This window comes from Shewanella sp. Shew256, from assembly GCF_002196695.1.
Taxonomy (GTDB): domain Bacteria; phylum Pseudomonadota; class Gammaproteobacteria; order Enterobacterales; family Shewanellaceae; genus Shewanella; species Shewanella mangrovisoli.
The window spans coordinates 153380-172988 of sequence record NZ_NAJR01000002.1 but is presented as its reverse complement, the minus strand read 5'-3'; the positions used below and the strand labels follow the sequence as shown (position 1 = coordinate 172988).

Annotated in this window: 20 protein-coding genes; 3 read left to right on the top strand and 17 right to left on the bottom strand. The window is 47.3% G+C overall.

The features are described from left to right. Window positions 1-147 precede the first annotated feature (147 nt). The 5 genes from lepA to rpoE form a co-directional block, all read right to left on the bottom strand. Window positions 148-1938, bottom strand: a complete 1791-nt coding sequence (gene lepA / locus B5P39_RS03630; protein WP_088210501.1) for a translation elongation factor 4 — start codon at window positions 1936-1938, stop codon at window positions 148-150. A 167-nt stretch (window positions 1939-2105) separates the two neighbouring features. Next, a complete protein-coding gene (locus B5P39_RS03625; RefSeq protein ID WP_088210500.1) occupies window positions 2106-2579 on the bottom strand; it encodes a SoxR reducing system RseC family protein in 474 nt (157 codons plus the stop codon). Between the two features lie 11 nt (window positions 2580-2590). Next, window positions 2591-3523, bottom strand: a complete 933-nt coding sequence (locus B5P39_RS03620; RefSeq protein ID WP_011717876.1) for a MucB/RseB C-terminal domain-containing protein — start codon at window positions 3521-3523, stop codon at window positions 2591-2593. 12 nt (window positions 3524-3535) lie between these two features. After that, window positions 3536-4159, bottom strand: a complete 624-nt coding sequence (locus B5P39_RS03615; RefSeq protein WP_088210499.1) for a sigma-E factor negative regulatory protein — start codon at window positions 4157-4159, stop codon at window positions 3536-3538. Window positions 4160-4185: 26 nt separating this feature from the next. Then, on the bottom strand, window positions 4186-4764 hold the full coding sequence (rpoE, locus tag B5P39_RS03610) for an RNA polymerase sigma factor RpoE (RefSeq protein ID WP_011623604.1): 579 nt from the start codon (window positions 4762-4764) through the stop codon (window positions 4186-4188). A 189-nt stretch (window positions 4765-4953) separates the two neighbouring features. Here rpoE and nadB point away from each other — a divergent pair, with 189 nt between their 5' ends. Next, window positions 4954-6567: an L-aspartate oxidase gene (gene nadB / locus B5P39_RS03605; protein ID WP_088210498.1), complete on the top strand. Its 1614-nt coding sequence runs from the start codon at window positions 4954-4956 to the stop codon at window positions 6565-6567. Between the two features lie 90 nt (window positions 6568-6657). Here nadB and B5P39_RS24865 read toward each other — a convergent pair whose 3' ends face one another. The 10 genes from B5P39_RS24865 to rppH form a co-directional block, all read right to left on the bottom strand. Beyond that, a complete protein-coding gene (locus B5P39_RS24865) occupies window positions 6658-7098 on the bottom strand; it encodes a protein YgfX (RefSeq protein ID WP_088210497.1) in 441 nt (146 codons plus the stop codon). Then, window positions 7079-7327, bottom strand: a complete 249-nt coding sequence (locus B5P39_RS03595; protein WP_084294861.1) for an FAD assembly factor SdhE — start codon at window positions 7325-7327, stop codon at window positions 7079-7081. The genes B5P39_RS24865 and B5P39_RS03595 overlap by 20 nt, the downstream gene beginning before the upstream one ends. An 82-nt stretch (window positions 7328-7409) precedes the next feature. Beyond that, complete coding sequence (nhaR, locus tag B5P39_RS03590) at window positions 7410-8318, bottom strand: transcriptional activator NhaR (RefSeq protein WP_088210496.1); 909 nt, start codon at window positions 8316-8318, stop codon at window positions 7410-7412. Window positions 8319-8413: 95 nt separating this feature from the next. Continuing rightward, window positions 8414-8800, bottom strand: coding sequence for a hypothetical protein (locus B5P39_RS03585; RefSeq protein WP_011717882.1), 387 nt, complete (start codon window positions 8798-8800; stop codon window positions 8414-8416). A gap of 2 nt (window positions 8801-8802) precedes the next feature. After that, entirely contained in the window at window positions 8803-9972 is a 1170-nt protein-coding gene (gene nhaA / locus B5P39_RS03580; protein ID WP_088210495.1) for a Na+/H+ antiporter NhaA, read from the bottom strand. Between the two features lie 117 nt (window positions 9973-10089). Further along, on the bottom strand, window positions 10090-10884 hold the full coding sequence (thyA, locus tag B5P39_RS03575; RefSeq protein WP_086903299.1) for a thymidylate synthase: 795 nt from the start codon (window positions 10882-10884) through the stop codon (window positions 10090-10092). Beyond that, window positions 10884-11690 carry a prolipoprotein diacylglyceryl transferase gene (gene lgt, locus B5P39_RS03570; RefSeq protein ID WP_011717885.1) on the bottom strand — a complete coding sequence of 269 codons (807 nt, stop codon included), beginning with the start codon at window positions 11688-11690 and terminating at the stop codon, window positions 10884-10886. Before lgt ends, thyA begins: the two co-directional genes overlap by 1 nt. Before the next feature lie 45 nt (window positions 11691-11735). Next, window positions 11736-12536, bottom strand: coding sequence for a sulfite exporter TauE/SafE family protein (locus B5P39_RS03565; RefSeq protein WP_086903298.1), 801 nt, complete (start codon window positions 12534-12536; stop codon window positions 11736-11738). Between the two features lie 58 nt (window positions 12537-12594). Continuing rightward, window positions 12595-14829, bottom strand: a complete 2235-nt coding sequence (gene ptsP / locus B5P39_RS03560; RefSeq protein WP_088210494.1) for a phosphoenolpyruvate--protein phosphotransferase — start codon at window positions 14827-14829, stop codon at window positions 12595-12597. A 23-nt stretch (window positions 14830-14852) separates the two neighbouring features. After that, window positions 14853-15377, bottom strand: coding sequence for an RNA pyrophosphohydrolase (rppH, locus tag B5P39_RS03555; protein WP_011623615.1), 525 nt, complete (start codon window positions 15375-15377; stop codon window positions 14853-14855). A gap of 691 nt (window positions 15378-16068) precedes the next feature. Here rppH and mutH point away from each other — a divergent pair. After that, window positions 16069-16740, top strand: coding sequence for a DNA mismatch repair endonuclease MutH (gene mutH, locus B5P39_RS03545; protein ID WP_088210492.1), 672 nt, complete (start codon window positions 16069-16071; stop codon window positions 16738-16740). Between the two features lie 123 nt (window positions 16741-16863). Then, a complete protein-coding gene (locus B5P39_RS03540; protein WP_041412723.1) occupies window positions 16864-17931 on the top strand; it encodes an adenylate/guanylate cyclase domain-containing protein in 1068 nt (355 codons plus the stop codon). A 27-nt stretch (window positions 17932-17958) separates the two neighbouring features. Here B5P39_RS03540 and oxyR read toward each other — a convergent pair whose 3' ends face one another. Continuing rightward, window positions 17959-18870, bottom strand: coding sequence for a hydrogen peroxide-inducible genes transcriptional activator OxyR (gene oxyR / locus B5P39_RS03535; RefSeq protein WP_086903133.1), 912 nt, complete (start codon window positions 18868-18870; stop codon window positions 17959-17961). A 218-nt stretch (window positions 18871-19088) separates the two neighbouring features. Further along, window positions 19089-19454 (bottom strand): Hpt domain-containing protein, encoded by a 366-nt coding sequence (locus B5P39_RS03530; RefSeq protein ID WP_011717892.1) that lies wholly within the window; start codon window positions 19452-19454, stop codon window positions 19089-19091. Window positions 19455-19609: the final 155 nt, after the last annotated feature.

Sequence of the window (19609 nt, the reverse complement as noted above, 5' to 3'; positions counted from 1 at the left end):
ATCCAAACTCAGCGACTATTGTATTTCGACTCGCGAACTTTAGTTAACTTACCGTATTTCTAAAAAAACACCACAAAACATACGATAAGCTAAGTAAAGCGCCGCAAACTGCGGCGCAATAATAGCTAAATTGTGTTATCTCGAGTGTTACTCGTTTAGCTTAAGTACCGCTAAGAAGGCCTCTTGCGGCACCTCAACGTTACCCACTTGTTTCATCCGTTTCTTACCCTCTTTTTGTTTATTCAAGAGTTTCTTCTTACGGGAAACGTCACCGCCGTAACACTTAGCCGTTACGTCTTTACGTAAGGCTTTTACGGTAGAACGGGCAATAATTTGGCTGCCAACAGCGGCTTGAATCGCAATATCAAACATCTGACGTGGGATCAGCTCTTTCATCTTCTCAACCAGCGCCAAACCACGGTGACGAATGTTTGAACGGTGAATAATCATCGCCAATGCGTCTACACGGTCGCCGTTGATTAAGATGTCTAAGCGCACCATGTCCGCAGGATCGAAGCGGATGAAGTTGTATTCTAACGATGCATAACCACGGCTGGTTGATTTTAAGCGGTCGAAGAAGTCCATCACAACTTCCGCCATTGGCAGATGGTAAGTCACGGCCACTTGATTGCCGTGGTAAACCATGTTCACTTGGGTACCGCGTTTTTCGATACACAGGGTGATCACGTTACCTAAGTATTCTTTTGGCACCAGAATGTTAGCTTCAACGATTGGCTCACGCATCTCTTCGATGTTGTTAATCGCCGGCAAGTCTGCAGGGTTATCAACATAGATGGTTTCACCACTGGTCAACAGCACCTCATACACTACGGTAGGTGCCGTCGTGATAAGGTCAAGATCGTATTCACGCTCTAAACGCTCTTGAATGATTTCCATGTGGAGCAGGCCTAAATAGCCAATACGGAAACCAAAACCAAGGGCTGATGAACTTTCAGGTTCGAAGAATAATGACGCATCGTTGAGGCTGAGTTTGTTCAGCGCATCGCGGAAGTTTTCATATTCATCGGTCGAGATTGGGAACACACCAGCGTAAACCTGAGGCTTCACTTTCTTAAAGCCGGGTAATGGCTTTTCAGCGCCATGCTTAGCCAGCGTCAAGGTATCACCCACTGGTGCACCATGAATCTCTTTAATACCCGCAATAACGAAACCTACTTCACCGGTTTTCAGTTCGGTTTTATCGGTTTGTTTAGGCGTGAAAATACCGACGCGGTCTGCGGTGTGGTTTTGTCCGGTAGACATCACCTTAAACTTGTCACCTTTCTTCAACACGCCGTTTTTAATACGTACGAGAGAAACAACGCCTAAGTAGCTATCAAACCAAGAGTCGATGATCAGCGCTTGTAACGGCGCCTCTGGGTCGCCTTCTGGCGGCGGAATTTGCTCAACGATGACTTCTAATACTTCGTCAATACCCACGCCGGTTTTGGCCGAGCAACGCACAGCGTTCATCGCATCGATACCCACGATGTCTTCAATCTCAGCGGCTACGCGCTCAGGATCGGCCTGGGGTAAGTCGATTTTGTTCAGGATAGGAACTACGTCCAGATTCATATCCAGCGCGGTGTAACAGTTTGCAAGCGTCTGAGCTTCAACGCCTTGCCCCGCATCCACCACGAGCAGCGCGCCCTCACAGGCGGCTAATGAACGAGATACTTCATAGGAAAAGTCAACGTGGCCAGGGGTATCAATAAAGTTAAGTTGGTAAGTTTCGCCATTTTTGGCTTTGTATTCCAACGTGACGCTCTGGGCCTTAATCGTGATACCGCGCTCACGCTCTAGATCCATAGAATCAAGAACTTGCGCATCCATTTCACGGTCGCTTAACCCGCCACAAACCTGAATCAGACGATCTGATAGCGTCGATTTACCATGGTCGATATGGGCAATAATTGAGAAGTTTCTAATGTGTTTCATTATGCTGCTATGACTAATACTGAAAAATGGATACGGTTCAAAGGTGCGAAATTGTACCTGATTGCGGTTTCAATACCAATCAGATTCACTCATCCTTCTCTTTAAGTCGGGAAATGTGGCTCTCAGCCGGAGTTTATTGCCAGATTAAAATCAATAACAACATGAAATTAAACGGGTAATTTTTCTAAACTGATCACTGAGCCTAAATAAGCCAAAATGACAGGTTGCGAATCGACTTCGAGTTGTTTTGCCTTGTGCTTTCCAAAGAACCAAGCCATTAACGCACCTAAGGCTGCAAAGGCTATCGCACTGAGATCCGAATTGATTTCAAACAAACCTGCGAAAAACTGGCCAAATACCGCGCCAGCAAATAAACCAAGCAGCGGTATCAAATAAACTAAGGCCGCCGCTTTCAGGATCACGCTCTCAGGCAAACCGAGCTTTAGCAGTTCGCCAACCTCGCAGTTTCGTTCACTTTGAATGGAGAATTGTTGTGTCTTTGCCGAAAAAGCCTGAGCTACCGCCGATGTACCGCAAGACTCGCTACTGCTGCAGCTCTTACAAGTACTTTTAAGCTCTACCTCGACGGTCAGCCAACCTTGATTATCGCAGGCGACAACCCGCGCCACTTCTTCCATCATGATAAGAGGCCTTATTCTAACATCAGACTTTTTGCGATACGGGCTAAGGTTTCGGTCGGTACTTTACCCACGGCAACTACTTCGGCATTACCCACTTTTTCAGACACCAAAGACAAACCATTACGAGTGATTAACTCTTCGGGTAATGGCGTGGAACCTGCTCGGGCGACATAGACAGAAATACTGGCTAAGCCATCGGTTAAGGCAATATATTCAACCGCCTCGTGACTGCCAATTAAGCGGTGGTGATCTCGCACTACCACGCTAAATCCAGCTGGTAACCAAGAAAACTGCCAATTTTGTCCATCTTGGCGTTCAGCTTGGTCGATAACCGCAGGCCATTCTTGCTTATAGGCTTCCTGTAGAATCGATGGCGGCTCATTTAACTCAATCAGCTCAATCACCATCAGCTGTTCAAGTAATTGTTTATCTTGAGTCAGCATGTCGTATCTCAGCGGCAGATAGGTGTCCATATCCAGCCAAATTTGGAAACCGTAACGGTACTCATCATTTGGCAGTAAACGGATCATTTGACCAGGACGTCCCGCAATGCGCGTACGACCACCGAGCACAAACTGATACCCCACTTCTAAGTCACTCATCTTTGACGAGAAAGCCGCAGGCCACACGCCCTGAATATGATTAGAAAGGATGCTATAGGCGGGTTGATCGTGTTCGATAAAGGTGACTCTATTGCCCACTCTGACCGCATTTTTTGGCGGGCCATTGAGGTACTCAAGAAACGCAACTTCTTGATTATTCACCTTACCGTGAAGATAAACCAAAGGCCGAATATGGTCGGCCTGAAGTTGTATAATCGATGCTTTAAACTCTTTCTCTTTTAAAGCCTGGCTCATTTTCTCAAGCCAGACTTTGGCAGGCATATCTTCCTGCGCCACTGCAGGGAATACCAAGGCTAACAAAGCCAACAGGATTAGACGCAAGCTAACTCCTTACTACTGATTGACAGGAACGGGAATAACCTCGCTATTGTCTTCTACAACGGCACCCGTATTCAATCGTTGTTGCAACATATGGTCCTGAATATAAGTATTAATTCGGCGACGTTGCTCATTCATTTGATCATTAGTGTAGCTCTGATTTTGCTGCACTGGACCTGTCTGTAAACTCACTGGCGATGCACTACCGACCAAGGGACGGGTGATGAGCACAGGCGATGGCGAGGCGGCATCATCGGCGGTTTGGTTAAAGTTCTGTACGCCTACGATGGCGAACATGGCAACAGTAGCGGCAATCGCATACTGACCAAACTGCTTGAATAAGGGCACAACACGGCTTTGACCAGCATTTACAGCCACTTGCTGTGGAGCCGCTGTGACTTCAGGCGCGCTCACTTGAGGCGAGACAATGGCAGGCTCAAGTTCGATTGCAGCTGCAATACTGGCGGAAAGGTCTAACGCCATAGCCTGGGGCAATTCACCCCGCATAGCATCACCTATCACATGATAGTTACGCCATTTATTATGTGAATGCGTATCGGCAGCAAGTTCTGCCATAGTCTGCAGATCTGTCTCTCCATCGACAGCGGCAGATACCCATTCTTGACCTAATTTATCCATTGTTCACCTGTCTAAATTTAAGGGTGTTACTCTTCCAGTAATGGCTGGAGTTTTTTATCGATTGCTTCACGGGCGCGGAAGATACGAGATCTTACGGTACCCACAGGGCAATCCATGATGATGGCAATATCCTCGTAACTCATCCCATCGAGTTCACGCAGCGAAATCGCCATACGTAATTCTTCCGGCAAGGTTTCTAATGTCTCGAAAACCACTTTTTTGATTTCGTCCGATAACATTAGTCGCTCTGGGGAGGCAAACTCCTTTAGCGCATCACTGCCTTCGTAGTATTCGGCATCCTCGGCATCCACATCATTTGCAGGCGCTCTGCGCCCCTGTGACACGAGGTAATTCTTAGCCGTGTTTACGGCTATGCGGTACAACCAGGTATAAAACGCACTTTCTCCGCGAAAGTTTGGCAAAGCTCGATAAGCTTTGATAAACGCTTCCTGTGCCACATCGGTAACGTCGGCTTGGTTACGCACATAGCGTGAAATCAAGCTCACTACTTTACTCTGATATTTAAGCACCAACAGGTTAAAAGCGTTTTTATCTCCCCGTTGTACGCGCTCAACTAATTGTTGATCACTTATTTGTCCACTCATCCGAGCCGACTTCTCCCAAATCTAAAATGCTGATTTCTCAGTCGCTCGAATCATATTCACTTATGTAGACTAGCGTGCTTTGAAAAAGTTCTAAGAATTATACAAAAAAAGTAAGGTTAAAAGGAAAGTACCCATAATCGGTGAGTTGGTTTACCATAGATGGCACTCTCAGTCATAGCATGATACCCGATGAAACAAGTAGTTGAACACCAATCTGACATATTAGTCATAGGTAGCGGTGCCGCAGGTCTGACACTAGCTTTGCATCTTGCTGAAAAAGCAAACGTAATTCTGCTCTCAAAAGGCCCACTCTCGGAAGGGTCAACATACTACGCCCAAGGCGGTATCGCCTCCGTGTTCGATGAAAGTGACACCATCGAATCCCATGTGGCCGATACGTTAGTGGCTGGTGCCGGCTTGTGCGATAAGGAAGTGGTAACTTTTACCGCTGAAAACGCCAAAAGCGCCATGCAATGGTTAATTGAATGTGGCGTGGCATTCGATAAAGAAGAAACCGCTGGCGATAATGCCAAAGACGCGCCTTATCATTTGACCCGCGAAGGCGGCCACAGCCATAGACGCATTCTGCATGCCGCCGATGCGACGGGCAAAGAAGTGCAAACTACACTGCAAGAACGCGCCCTCGCCCATCCCAATATTCAAGTTTTAGAACGTTACAACGCCATCGATCTCATCACCACCCGTAAATTAAATCGCCCTGGCAATCGTGTGTTAGGCGCTTATGTGTGGAACCGTAATGCCGAGCAGGTCGAAACCATTAAGGCAAAATTTGTCGCATTAGCCACGGGCGGTAGCTCTAAGGTCTACCAATACACCTCAAACCCCGACGTGGCGAGTGGCGATGGTATTGCCATGGCGTGGCGTGCAGGTTGCCGTGTGGCCAACATGGAATTTAATCAATTCCATCCAACTTGCCTTTACCATGCCGATGCGCGTAACTTCCTGCTAACCGAAGCCCTGCGCGGTGAAGGAGCTTATTTGCGTCGCCCCGATGGCAGCCGCTTTATGCCTGACTTTGACGAGCGCGCCGAACTCGCGCCCCGCGATATCGTGGCCCGCGCCATCGACTATGAGATGAAGCGTTTAGGTGCCGATTGCGTCTACTTAGACATCAGCCATAAAGATAGCGACTTTATCATCAAGCACTTCCCAACGATCTATAGTCGCTGCTTGGAACTGGGTATTGATATCACTAAGGATGCCATTCCAGTGGTGCCTGCCGCCCACTACACCTGTGGTGGAGTGATGACGGACTTACACGGTCAAACCGACCTCAATGGTCTCTATGCCATCGGCGAAGTCGCCTATACCGGCTTACATGGTGCGAACCGCTTGGCGAGTAACTCGCTGCTAGAGTGTTTGGTATTTGCCCGCGCTGCGTCGCAGGATATTGAGAGCCAAATGCACAAAATTCCATTACCGGGGCAAATTCCGGCGTGGGACGAGAGTAAAGTCTCCAACTCCGATGAAGAAGTAGTAATTGCCCACAACTGGCACGAACTGCGCCTGTTTATGTGGGACTATGTGGGGATAGTCCGCTCAGATAAACGCTTGGAGCGTGCATTGCGCCGCTGCCTGATGTTGCAGCAGGAAATCCAAGAGTATTACAGCAACTTCAGAGTCTGCAATAACCTGCTGGAACTGCGTAACTTAGTGCAAGTGGCGGAGCTAATTATCCGCTGCGCTATGGATCGTAAAGAGAGCCGTGGCCTGCACTACAATATCGACCATCCCGAGAAAGTAGACTCACCGCAACCAACGATTCTGCAACCTGAAAAATAACCGAGTTGCTTAAGGGATACTTTTAACGGGCTAAATCTACTCAGATTTAGCCCGTTTTATTTAGGCTGAAGGAACCAATTTAGATTTAAATTACAAGGACTCGCGTTGGCTCGTCGTCTGAGTTTTAACTTTAAGTAATAGCCGGCATAAGTGGCGGTAATCTGTATCGCTAAACATATCGGCCCACAGGGGCAACAGATGCAACTTATCGGCGGACTGATAATAAACCAAGCAAACAAAGGGCGTTACCCAAGTTTTCGGGAGCACATGAAACGCCTCCCCCGTCGAGAGCCAGCCTTCCCCTTTTCCATTCAGCTCAAAACGGCAATGCCAACTTCTCAGTAGCCATAACTGATAGCCCAAGAATCCGAGGATTAAAACGGCGAAGACCAACTTAAGCACACGCCAAAATACGACATCCGTTTCAGGCCAGATAAGTAAAGAGGTACTGCAGACACAAACAAAAACGACCAACGAGAGTCGTTGGTCGCGAGAGGCTTTTACGCTAAAACTATGGCGCCGCTCTGCCACGGACTTGCACTACCATGCGGGCAAGCTCTGCATCGGGACAGGCTTCATGACCCATAAACCAAGCAAATAATTCAGGGTCTTCACACTCGAGTAAACGAATGAATAGGGCCTTGTCGTCATCCGACAAATCCTGATAAACATTTTCGACGAAAGGCTGGAACAAGACGTCCAATTCGAGCATTCCGCGGCGACATGCCCAGCGGACCCGTGCAATGTTCATTAACTCCAAGTTAATTCTCCCAAAACTAATTTCGCCTTAGTTTACCAGTTCACGCCGTAGAGTGTCGATGCAAGCCGTATTGAAACTCGGTTTAACACCGCTGAACTTGGCTGTCTAATCCGGAAAATAAATCACTGAAATCCGTCTCTAATAAACGTTTCACCGCGGGATGTTGGATCATCCGCTCGGCAAACATCACATGGTATTCTTCCTTCACATCTAAGGTTTCACCTAGGAGATGCATACCATGGGAAATCACCTCTTGAGGATAGACCGACGGTGTGACGAAGATCCCGCATTTCAGGTAGCCAAAGGCCTTCATCATCGCCGCATCGTCAAACTCGCCGAGGATGCTAACTTTTAGATTTTGTTCATCGAACCAACGGTATAATTGTTGCCCAAGTGATGTTCTACGGCCGGGGATCAGCAATTGCCCTTGCTCTAAACAAGCCGGGAAATCGGCGCTGTAGGTTTCGGCGGAGAAAAAACTCACGCCACACTCACCCAGTTTTTTCGATAAAATCTCAGGATATTTCAATGACTCACCCGCACAGTCCGAGAGGATCATATCCAGTTTATGCTCGCGTAAACGGGTCATTAAACTTTCGTGGGTTGCTTCATAACAAGCAAGGTGCATAGAGCCGTCATTAGGCACCACAGAAAGTAATACGCGACTCGCCAAAGCTTTAGACAAGGCATCGGCGATACCCACTTCAAATAAAATGGCGTCATCTTTTTGATAGTTGAGTAAATCGAGCATCTCATAACTGAGGGAAAACATCTTATCGGCGTAACGAAATACCAGCTCACCGAGTTCCGTCGCCTCTAAATTGCGTCCGACACGTTTGAATAGACTACCGTTAAGGCGATCTTCAAGGGCGCGAATTTGCCCCGTGATGGTTTGAGGTGTCAGACAAAGGGCTTCGGCCGCCTTGGCCACAGAGCCCTTCTTCTTGATCATCCAGAAATAATAAAGATGGTTGTAATTAAGATGCAGCATCGCCAATGAGCTTCCTCTAATGGATACCGCAGCCTGAAGGGCTGCGGTATGTCGGATCGCAGTGACTCAGCTTAACAAATGATGAGTCGATTGCGCTATTTTAAACGCTGACAATCCAATAAGTTAACTACTATTCCCTGCAGCTGTTCTAAATCGGCTGCAGTCCCCGTGCTAACCGCTTCCGTTACGCCAGAGACTAAACTGTCTCTATCCGGAATACGGTTGGCGCAATAAGTACGATTAGCCTCTTGGAAACGTTTACCGCCGCGGTACTTAAGCGCCCTAGACTCATAGCCATTGGTTTCAAGCCGCGCGCCTAATGCCTCAGATTTAAACATTAACGCGCCATCGACTATGCCCTCAAGGTAGCTTTGACAGGTTTGTGATGCGACATCCTTGTTACAGGCATCAATCTGCGAAGCCATTGCGCTTGAAGAAAGTGTTAACAGTGCTGCCATTCCTACTAATTTCATATTTATCATAGTTATACTCCTTTTTTAGGTAACACTTTTGATAACCAGAAATACCCGATCAAGGCCGCCAGAATTGAGCCTATCAAGGTGCCAAGGCGCGCTAAGTCGCCGTACATAGGGTCTGCTTGCTCAAATGCCAGCGAAGCAATAAACATCGACATCGTAAAACCAATACCACACATTGCCGCCACTGGCGCAATCTGCTTCCAACCAATCCCATCGGGTAATTGTGCTAACTTCAGTTTGACGGCCACATAACTAAACAACATTACACCAATCGGCTTACCTAACATGAGTCCCAATGCAATCCCGACAGGTACAGGGGAAATCAGGGTATCTAAACTCATGTTACCTAAGGCCACACCCGCATTGGCAAAGGCAAAGACTGGCAGGATAAGGAAGGTGCTCCAAGGGTGCAGGCTATGCTCTAAATGCTCAGAGGGTGAACTACCATCTTTTGCTCGCAATGGGATACAGAAGGCAATAATCACCCCAGCCAAGGTGGCGTGGACGCCTGACTTCAATACCGCGACCCACAGAACGAGTCCCAACACGCCATAGGGTGCTAATGCGGTCACGCCTTTACGGTTTAAGGCCACTAAACCGACAATCGCAATGCTGGCAATAATTAAGCTAATGGTTGACAGATCGCTGCTATAGAAGAGCGCAATAATCACAATCACACCTAAATCATCGATAATAGCGAGCGCCAGTAGGAAGACCTTCAATGCCACAGGCACGCGGCTACCCAGCAACGCCATGATGCCGAGTGCAAACGCAATATCGGTTGCAGCAGGAATGGCCCAGCCCGCTTGGGTTACAGGATCGCCGTAGTTGAATAGCAGATAAATGCCAGCCGGCACTAACATACCACCAATCGCCGCGAAGGTTGGCAGTGAAGCCTGAGCGACACTGGATAAGGCACCTTCTAACAGTTCACGCTTCACCTCTAAGCCAATCAGTAAGAAAAACAATGCCATCAGGCCATCGTTAATCCACAGCAACAGCGGCTTATGCAAATCGAGCGCACCCACGCGCACTTGTACTTCAGTACCGAGAAAACCTTGATAGAGTCCCGCTAGAGGAGAATTGGCCATTAGCATAGCTAAGACAACAGCAACCAATAACAGGATGCCGCCAGCCGATTCTTGGCTCAGAAAATTTCTAATTGCTTTTTCCATCTTGCACTCCAAAAAATCATAATGAACTGAGTGTAGACGAAGAAAAAAAACAAGTATAATCGATAGTTTCGACAAAACACCTCGGTAATTCCGAGGTGTTAGTCGATTAATTCGCCATTAAACGGCGACAGGGGCTTTGATATGCGGGTGTGGATCGTAGTGAGTTAGCTCGAAATCTTCGAATTGATAATCAAAGATTGAAGCAGGTTTACGCAGGATTGTCATGGTGGGTAACGGTCTTGGCTCGCGGCTTAACTGCAACGCCGTTTGTTCCATATGGTTGGAGTACAAGTGGGTATCGCCGCCCGTCCACACAAAGTCACCCAAAGCTAAATCACATTGCTGTGCCACCATCATGGTCAGCAGCGCATAACTGGCAATATTGAAAGGTAAGCCTAAGAACACATCACAGCTACGCTGGTACAGCTGACAGGATAATTTGCCATCGGCAACATAGAATTGGAAAAAGGCATGGCAAGGTGCCAGCGCCATTTTATCCAGTTCACCCACGTTCCACGCCGACACAATTAAACGACGTGAATCGGGTTGAGATTTGATTTGTGCAATCACCTGAGCAATTTGATCGATAGCATCGCCACTTTGGGTCGGCCAGCTGCGCCACTGTGCGCCATAAACAGGGCCTAAATCGCCGTTTTCATCGGCCCATTCGTCCCAAATACTGACTTTATTCTCACGCAGATAAGCAATGTTGGTGTCGCCCTTCAGGAACCACAATAGCTCATGAATAATCGATCGCATATGGCATTTCTTGGTAGTGACTAAGGGGAACCCCTTACTCAAATCGAAACGCATTTGATAACCAAACACCGAGCGAGTGCCGGTACCTGTGCGGTCTGATTTATCCACACCTTCGGCTAAGATGTGCTTCATCAAGTCTAAATACTGTTGCATTACTGCTTACCCTCTGGACGAAGAATTAAATATAAACCGAAGAGGATCATCGGCACAGAGAGGATCTGCCCCATCGTCATAAAGCCCCAGTAGAGACCTAACTGCGCATCGGGTTGTCTTACGGTTTCAACAATCACACGGAAAATCCCGTATCCGAGTAAGAACATGCCCGACACGGCGCCGACTTTCTTCGTTCGTTTACTGAACCAATAGAGGAGCAGGAATAAGGCCACCCCTTCAAGGGCGAATTGATAGAGTTGAGATGGGTGACGAGGTTCTGGTCCACCACTTGGGAACACCATAGCCCAAGGGACATCGGTGACACGGCCCCACAACTCACCATTGATAAAGTTACCGATCCGCCCCGCGCCTAAGCCAATGGGCACCACGGGCGCCACCATATCTGCGACCGCAAAGAAGGTACGCTTTTGCTTCCAGGCGATATATATCATGGCGGTAATCACCCCCATCAAGCCGCCGTGGAAAGACATACCGCCTTCTGAAATCTTAAACAAATACATTGGGCTAGCGAGGAAGTAATCGAAATGATAGAAGAGCACATAGCCGATACGGCCACCTAAAATCACCCCTAAAAAGCCATAAAACAGCAGATCGGAAACCTGTTCCCTCGACCATAAACCATTGGAGCGGTCGGCCTGACGATTGAGTAACCACATGGCGGCGACAAAGCCAACTAGGTAAGTAAATCCATACCAACGCAGGGCGGGTTCAAAGGTTTGTCCAAAAATATCAAAGGGACCAAACTTCACGATCACGGGATCGATATTGGGAAAATTCAATGCCATAACTTATCCATCAACAGCCTCAAATCGAGGGCTAAACACTAAAAATCAGCTCAGAATTAATTTGAGACCGACACACAAGAGTAAAAGTGCAAATATTTTTTTAAGGACCGAGGTAGGCCAAGTGCTTGCCGCCTTAACGCCTACTGGAGCCATTAAAATTGAGGTTATTATTAAGCCAAACAGCGCAGGTAAATAGATATACCCTAAGGTTCCCTCTGGGAGATCCGGCGCGTTAAAGCCCGCGATTATATACCCTAAGCTGCCCGACAAGGAGATTAATAATCCGGTCGCGGCGGAAAATCCTACAGCTAGGCGCATCTGTAAACCAAAATAGGTTAAAAACGGCACTAACAAGACGCCGCCGCCGATCCCCATCAATCCTGCAATCGCGGCAACAATCACGGCCACTACAAACAGAATCATCGAGTTTGGCAGTTCTCGATTCGATTCGGTTTTAAAGGGATAAGCCATTTGAATCGCCATTAACATCACAAACACCGCAAACCCTTGTCTAAGCGTCGCAGCAGGGATTTGCTCGGCAATAAAGCCGGACATTAAGGCGCCGAGAATAATCCCAGGGAACATGGTTCGAAACAATCCCCAGGGCACATTACCGCGTTTATGGTGGGCTCTGGCTGAAGAAATCGAGGTTAAAATAATCGCCGCAAGGGATGTGGCAATCGCAATATGGGGTAACTGAGCCGAAGTGATGCCAACCGAAGGTAAGATATAAAGCAGTGCAGGCACGACAATTAAGCCGCCACCGATGCCCAATAACCCCGCCATAAAACCGACAAACGCGCCTAAAGCCAAGCAAATAAAGAACACCGACAGCAAACTATCCACACGGGTACCTACAGCGTGATTAAGTGAAGCCTTAGCTTAAAGCAAAAGGCGCGATTAGTTAATTAAGAATTGTGGCTAATCCCTGCTGTGTTAAATATTCTTTAACCAACTCACGCACTTGGAAACCGTTCGACAGACTTAAGGCCTGCGACAAGAGTTGCGTCAAATCGGCGCGGGACACTCGGCGCAGCAGGTAATTTATCCGCGCTAAACTGCCTTGGTTCATACTCAAATGCTGGTATCCCATCGCCACCAACAGAATCGCCCCCATGGGTTCCCCCGCCAGCTCGCCACAGATACTGATATCGAGTTCATGATAGTCACAATCGAGTCTTGCCTGATGCAGTGCCCGAAGAATGCCTGGATGATAACTATCAAATAAGGAACTCACCCTTGGGTTGTTACGGTCCACCGCGAGTAAATATTGGGTCAAATCGTTACTGCCGACCGACACAAAATCGACGCGTTTTGCCACTTCATCTAACTGATATAACAGCGCTGGAACTTCGAGCATAATGCCAATGCGCGGCATTTCAATCAGATTGTTTACATCATTTTTAAGTTCAACATAGGCCTGCTCTAGGTAGGCCAAGGATTGATCTATTTCATCTAAGTTACTGACCATAGGCAGTAAAATACTGAGCTGTTTGCCCTCTCCCCCCGCTAGCAACATCGCTCTTAACTGCACGAGGAATAGCTCTGGGTGATCCAATGATAGGCGGATACCGCGCCAGCCGAGGAAGGGGTTATCTTCTTTGATCGGGAAATAAGGCAGCGGCTTATCGCCCCCCACATCTAAGGTACGCATCACCACAGGGCGACCCGATGCCGCCGATAACACCTGCTGATAGACTTTTACCTGCTCGGACTCACTCGGAAAACGCTGCTGCAACATAAAGGGAATTTCGGTGCGATACAGTCCGATACCATCGGCACCTTCGGCGATTTCAGAGGCGACACCACTGAGTAACCCAGCGTTAAGGTACAAACGAATGCGAGTGCCATCGAGCATCACCGACGGCAGGGCTAACTCCTGCGCGTATTGACGTTGCAACGCCTTTTGCGCCGAAATCAAACTGCGGTATTCGCTAACAATCGCAGGCGATGGCGACACCATTAATTGCCCGCGGCTGGCATTGACCACTAACAGCTTCTGGTCAATATCAGCCGACAATAACTGCTCGACGCCAGTAATCGCAGGTACGCCCAGTGCGCGCGCTAAAATGGCCGCATGGGAGTTAACGCCCCCTAATTCAGTGACAATACCGGCCAATTTTTGCCGAGGGAATTCGGCCAACATAGTGGCATCCGCTTCACGGGTCACTAGAATCACCGGCTTATCGGGTTCAAGCTCTAAACGTTCGGGTTCGATTAACTGCCTTAATACCTTTTGCCCCAGATCCCGAATATCGCTCGCCCGTTCTTTGAGGTAAGGATCTTCCATCGCCAAAAACTGTTGAATATAACGCAGCGAAACCCGGCTAACCGCCGATTCTGCTTCCCAGCCCTGCTGCACTTCACGGGCATATTCACCACCTAGACTGGCATCATCGAGCAGCAGCTGCAAGGCGTTGAATATTGAGGCGACTTCTTCATCCTGCTCACGGTCGAAACGTTGAGATAAGGCACCAATAGCCTCTTTACAACGCCCCATTGCCGCCACTAATCGGCTGGATTCGAGGGCAATATCCTCACAGCGCACATCGGGCTGTTCGAGGGATATTTCACCACCGAGCACCAAGGCGTGGGCAATGGCGATACCGCTGGATGCAGAGGTTCCTTGAAATAAAATCTGTTGATGCAGCGAACTGACCTGCGCCTTTTGCTTTAATCCCCGGATCGCCATCGCGAGCTGCGCAGCCAAGGTCATTAAGAAGGCTTCTTCCCCTTCGCTAAATTGCCGCGCGCTGGCCTGCTGCACCACAATTACGCCGACGACGGCTTTTTGATAAATAATGGGGACGGCTAAAAAGGCACGGTATTCTTCTTCAGCGACTTCGGGGAAGAGTTTAAAGCGTGGATGCAAACGGGCATCGGCAAGGTTTACCGCTTCTTCGCGTTCTGCGGCCAAGCCAACCAAGCCTTGGGTTAACGGCATGCGCACGCGCCCAACGGCACTCTTTTCGAGACCATCGGTGGCTGATAATACGAGTTCTTGCTGATCTAGGATGTAGACCGAGCAACATTGGGTTTCCATCGCCGCTTTGGTCGATGAAACTAGGACTTCTAATGCGGTTTCTAAGCTGTGGGCGGACGCCACAGCTTGCGTAATATCCCTGAGCGTATTTAACACTGTTTTCAATCCTCTTTTGAAAATCAGCCCGTTGTTCTTTGTCTTACCCGCTTCCTCGGAATTTCCTGGGTTTGGAATGACAATGCCGTTACCGCAAACTCTTTCATTACCTTACGATAAACATCACGCTTAAATGAGACAACCTGCCGCACGGGATACCAATAACTTACCCAACGCCAATCGTCAAACTCAGGGTGGCCTGAAGAACTTAAATTAATCGCACTATCTTGGCTTTTGAGTTGTAACAGAAACCATTTTTGTTTTTGGCCAATGCACACAGGCTTGCTGTCCTGTCTCACTAAACGCTTGGGCAAGCGGTATCTTAACCAAGAACGGGTCGAGGTTAATATAGTGACATGCTCGGGTCTTAAGCCTACTTCCTCATACAATTCGCGGTACATCGCCTCTTCGGCCGTCTCACCATCATCGACACCGCCCTGAGGAAATTGCCATGAATGTTGTCCGAATCGTCTGGCCCACATCACTTGGCCGTATCTATTACAAATTATTATGCCCACATTTGCGCGAAAGCCGTCGCTATCAATCACATGGACTCCAAATAAGGATAACTTTTAATAAACCGATTGTTTCACAAAGCCTGTCTCTCAGCAAACCTCTATTTACAGCTATTTTTTGGATAAATACCTTCAACTTACTACTTTATCAACAATCCAAGGGGTTCAACCTTGGGGATATCCACATTTTCTGTGGATATCTCTGTTTGAAACTCGGGTAAACTAGGTATATCGTTCAAAAAACAGCAAATATCATTCACGGCAGCCTGCTTGTTCAAATAAAATAAAAACATGAAAATTATAAAGTTATACATCAGCAGTATAAAAACATGTGACTCAAAAACTAAAAAGCTCACTTTTTAACCTAATGCAAATTAAGCGATTTAATCAAAGTAATACCTAAATGTTATACACAGAGCTCACCCCAAATTACCCACACTCCCGTGGAAAAATGCCCCTTTTTGCCATTGACTCACGATTTTTAATCGGTTAGAGCCCACTGCATTGTGAGTTATCCATAATATCTGTGGATAAATATGTGAGAAACGCAAGGGAAAACCGAGAGTAACTTTGAACACTTTCACAGGCATTAGAATGCAAACCGACAACTAACATTAAAATCATGCACTTACAGATTTATCTGTGAGTACAATCTTATCCTTTTTCGAGTGCTTAATTTTTAACCTCTGTTGCTAAGCACCTATTTTCCAGTAAAATTCGCCTTATGAAACCGATAATCCCCCCTCAAAATCTGAGCGAACTGCTCGAACGTGCCAATATGATGGCCGGCATCTCTTTGGCGCAAATTGCTGCTCACCGCGGGATTGCGGTCCCTAAGGATCTGAAGCGAGATAAGGGCTGGGTCGGACAACTCATTGAAATGGAGTTAGGTGCGACGGCCGGCTCAAAACCCGAGCAGGATTTTCTTCACCTCGGTGTTGAGCTAAAAACCATTCCCATCGATAGCAAAGGCAAACCACTGGAAACCACCTATGTGTGTGTGGCGCCGCTAACCAATATCGAAGGCCTAACCTGGCAAGACAGCTTAGTGTGTCACAAGTTGCAGCGTGTACTCTGGGTACCCGTTGAGGGTGAGCGGCATATTCCTTTGGGAGATCGTAGAGTGGGCACACCCATATTGTGGGAACCCGATCTCCAAGAGCAAAGGTTACTGCAACAGGATTGGGAGGAGATAATGGAACTTATCGCCTTAGGTAAAGTGGAAAAACTCACCGCAAGGCATGGCGAAGTGTTGCAACTGCGCCCTAAAGCCGCCAACAGTAAGGCGCTGACCCAGAGCATTGCCGAGGACGGTAGCCTAAAAATGACCAATCCACGGGGTTTCTATTTAAAGACCGCTTTTACCGCCACGCTATTAAATAAGGTATTTGGTTAAATTTTCGTAGCTATATAGCGTTGGATTGATCCAGATCACAAATATCACTGGCACTCTAGTGATGATTTTCTATAAACTACGGCATCCTGAAATATATGGTCGTATTCGGATACAAAACCCGTTGTGAGAGCACGTAGACAAGCGAAAAAACTTCTTTTTGCGATATTAGCTTGGGCGATAGCCATGGCTGCGTTCGTGTTTTTCCGATATGCACAGTCGCCGGAGTTACCACAATGGGCTGTCGGTTCGGCCGATCTCGCGACGCTTGCCGTCTACATGGGCATCATTTTTGGCAGCCTACATTGGATGTCAAACCTGATCGCCGACTTCAGCGCCATCAATCGTCTTCCCTATGTATTCTCAGTGATTTTTAAAGGTTTGTTCCTGCTACTCGGGGCAACGACCTTAGCCTATATGACCCAGTTCTTGAATATGTGGGCCATTGAAAATCATATGTCGACCCTAAGGCAAATGCTTACGGCGCATATTCTCTATAGTCCATCCTTCCAAGCGCTCATTGTCTATTTAGTGGTTGTACGGGTCAGCTTAGCCTTTGTCGAACAAATGGCACTCTTAGTTGGGCCGCGTATTCTGCTCAACATTGGTTTAGGTAAATACCATAAACCACGATACGAGCAGCGTTTATTCCTTTATTTAGATATGGTTGCCTCGACAACCCACGCAGAATCCCTCGGAGATTACCGTTTTAGCCGCCTGATTCAAGACAGCTTTAGCCTGCTATCCGACACTGTGACCAATAACGAAGCCGAAATTTACCGTTATATGGGCGATGCAGTATTGATCCACTGGCCGTTAGAAGAAGGCGTGGTACACGACCGCTGCATGAATATCTATTTTGAATTTAGCCAGCAGTTAAATTGGCAGCGACGTTATTTTGAAGAGCACTATGGCTTTGTGCCTAAATTTAAGGCAGCGGCGCACTGTGGACAAGTGGTTGCTGCAGTGGTTGGTGTGCAAAAACAAGAAATTAGCTTCTTTAGTGATGTGCTAAATACCTTAGCCAGACTTCAAGATCAGTGTAATCCACTGGGGCAACGCATGTTGATTTCTGGTGCGCTCGCGGGCCGACTCGACAATCCCAATAGCGAATACCGCTTAACCAATTTGGGTCCAGTCAAATTAAAGGGGAAACAACACTCGATTGAAGTGTTTGGTGTTTCCCCTCTCTAATATCCTAACTATTTTAACTTACAACGATTATTCCATTTCTTTGGTTAACAGCTTTTGAATAAGTAAACCTAAGGTACGGAAGGTCAAAATCCGGCTGGTTGTTTGTCGCCAAACTAAGCCGATATCACGGTAAGGCGCTTCACCTGGCGGTGTCATCACCACCAGATCGGTATCATTTAAGATGCCAGCATCGATCGCCATTTGCGGTAAGAAGGTGGTGCCCAGCTTGCTATCCACCATTTGCACTAAAGTGTGTAGACTGGTTGCGGCAAAGGGATTCACCTTAGCGCTATCACCTAACTGACAAGCGGTAATCGCATGCCCTGTAATACAGTGTTCACTTTGCAGCAGGAAGATACTCTCATCGGGCAAGGTCTGATAATCGATAGGTTGATGAATGCCACCCACTAAGTCTTTATGGATCACCATCTTAAAGGGGTCTATCCCAACTTTCATGCTGTGGTAACCACTGGTATCCACAGGCAAAGCAAGGATCAGTAAATCCAACTCCCCTTTGCCTAAGGCATCGAGCAAACGCTCAGTGGTATCTTCTTTGAGTAACAAACTCATCGCCGGATAAGCTTGCTGGCATTGCTTAACCACGCGGCTTAATAAAAATGGCGCAATGGTTGGGATACAACCTAAGCGGATATCCCCAGTCATAGGTTCGCCCTGATTTTTAACCAGTTCGACTAAATCATCCACATCTGTCAGGATTTTGCGGGAACGCTGCACTACTTCTTCACCGATAGCGGTGAACATAAAGGATTTATGATCACGTTCAATCAATTGATGACCAAGCTGTTCTTCAAGATTCTGGATCCCGCTCGACAGCGTTGATTGACTCACAAAACACACCTTAGCGGCGCGGTTAAAATTCTGCTCTTGGTGAAGATTCACCAAATAGAATAAATTCTTGAGGCTAGGTAAATTTTTCATTTAATCGATTGCCACTAAGGTTATGAATTAATAAATTTAATCAACTCTAGCATAAGTTATCAACTAAAACGCGGCTGAATTGCTCAATACTGTGAGCAAAATCGATTTTCAATCAAAGGAAAACCTAAGAGAGCGCTTACTAAGAACAAACGGAAGGGATAAAGACTGGAATAGAGGTTATTGAGGTGCAACCTGCAGCTGCACCTCCATAGTACAGACTAAGCTTTAGCCTGCAGGAATTGCTTTAACTGCTGGAGATCGGCACTTGCAAATTCAACAATTTGTGCGACCCAGGTTCCATGTTCAGCTTCCCAACGTGCTTCTTCGCCATGTTGGAGTAACTGGGCAATCTGCTGAATACGTTTTAAACCCACTGAGCCCGCTGCACCTTTAAATTTATGGGCTTCGGCGCATAAAGTGTCCTTATCGGCAGCTTCGTTAGCCTTGACTAGATTCCCTACATACTCAGGCATTAATTGCTCAAACAAGACCACACTCTTTAGCAGAGTTCCGGCACCAATCGCACTGCAATACTGTTCTAACGTATTGAGATCTAGGATTGTTTCTAATTCAACTGTGGCCATCTAGGCCTCCCTTAAGTAGTCCAATGCTTAAAACACGTTTATGACATGATACCCACTAAAATTGTCAGTGCAACTTATAGCAGCATTTGTGGTCAAATGATGTTTTATTTAACAAAAAATCAACTATTTCAAACACTCTCAGCGATAAATCGATT

Coding starts and splice junctions, on each gene's coding strand:
- lgt (WP_011717885.1), bottom strand. CDS start 11,690: ATGGCATTGAATTTTCCCAATATCGATCCCGTGATCGTGAAGTTTGGT.
- B5P39_RS03615 (WP_088210499.1), bottom strand. CDS start 4,159: ATGGATAAATTAGGTCAAGAATGGGTATCTGCCGCTGTCGATGGAGAG.
- B5P39_RS03625 (WP_088210500.1), bottom strand. CDS start 2,579: ATGATGGAAGAAGTGGCGCGGGTTGTCGCCTGCGATAATCAAGGTTGG.
- nadB (WP_088210498.1), top strand. CDS start 4,954: ATGAAACAAGTAGTTGAACACCAATCTGACATATTAGTCATAGGTAGC.
- nhaA (WP_088210495.1), bottom strand. CDS start 9,972: ATGGAAAAAGCAATTAGAAATTTTCTGAGCCAAGAATCGGCTGGCGGC.
- oxyR (WP_086903133.1), bottom strand. CDS start 18,870: ATGAAAAATTTACCTAGCCTCAAGAATTTATTCTATTTGGTGAATCTT.
- B5P39_RS03585 (WP_011717882.1), bottom strand. CDS start 8,800: ATGATAAATATGAAATTAGTAGGAATGGCAGCACTGTTAACACTTTCT.
- rpoE (WP_011623604.1), bottom strand. CDS start 4,764: ATGAGTGGACAAATAAGTGATCAACAATTAGTTGAGCGCGTACAACGG.
- B5P39_RS03530 (WP_011717892.1), bottom strand. CDS start 19,454: ATGGCCACAGTTGAATTAGAAACAATCCTAGATCTCAATACGTTAGAA.
- nhaR (WP_088210496.1), bottom strand. CDS start 8,318: ATGCTGCATCTTAATTACAACCATCTTTATTATTTCTGGATGATCAAG.
- thyA (WP_086903299.1), bottom strand. CDS start 10,884: ATGCAACAGTATTTAGACTTGATGAAGCACATCTTAGCCGAAGGTGTG.
- mutH (WP_088210492.1), top strand. CDS start 16,069: ATGAAACCGATAATCCCCCCTCAAAATCTGAGCGAACTGCTCGAACGT.
- lepA (WP_088210501.1), bottom strand. CDS start 1,938: ATGAAACACATTAGAAACTTCTCAATTATTGCCCATATCGACCATGGT.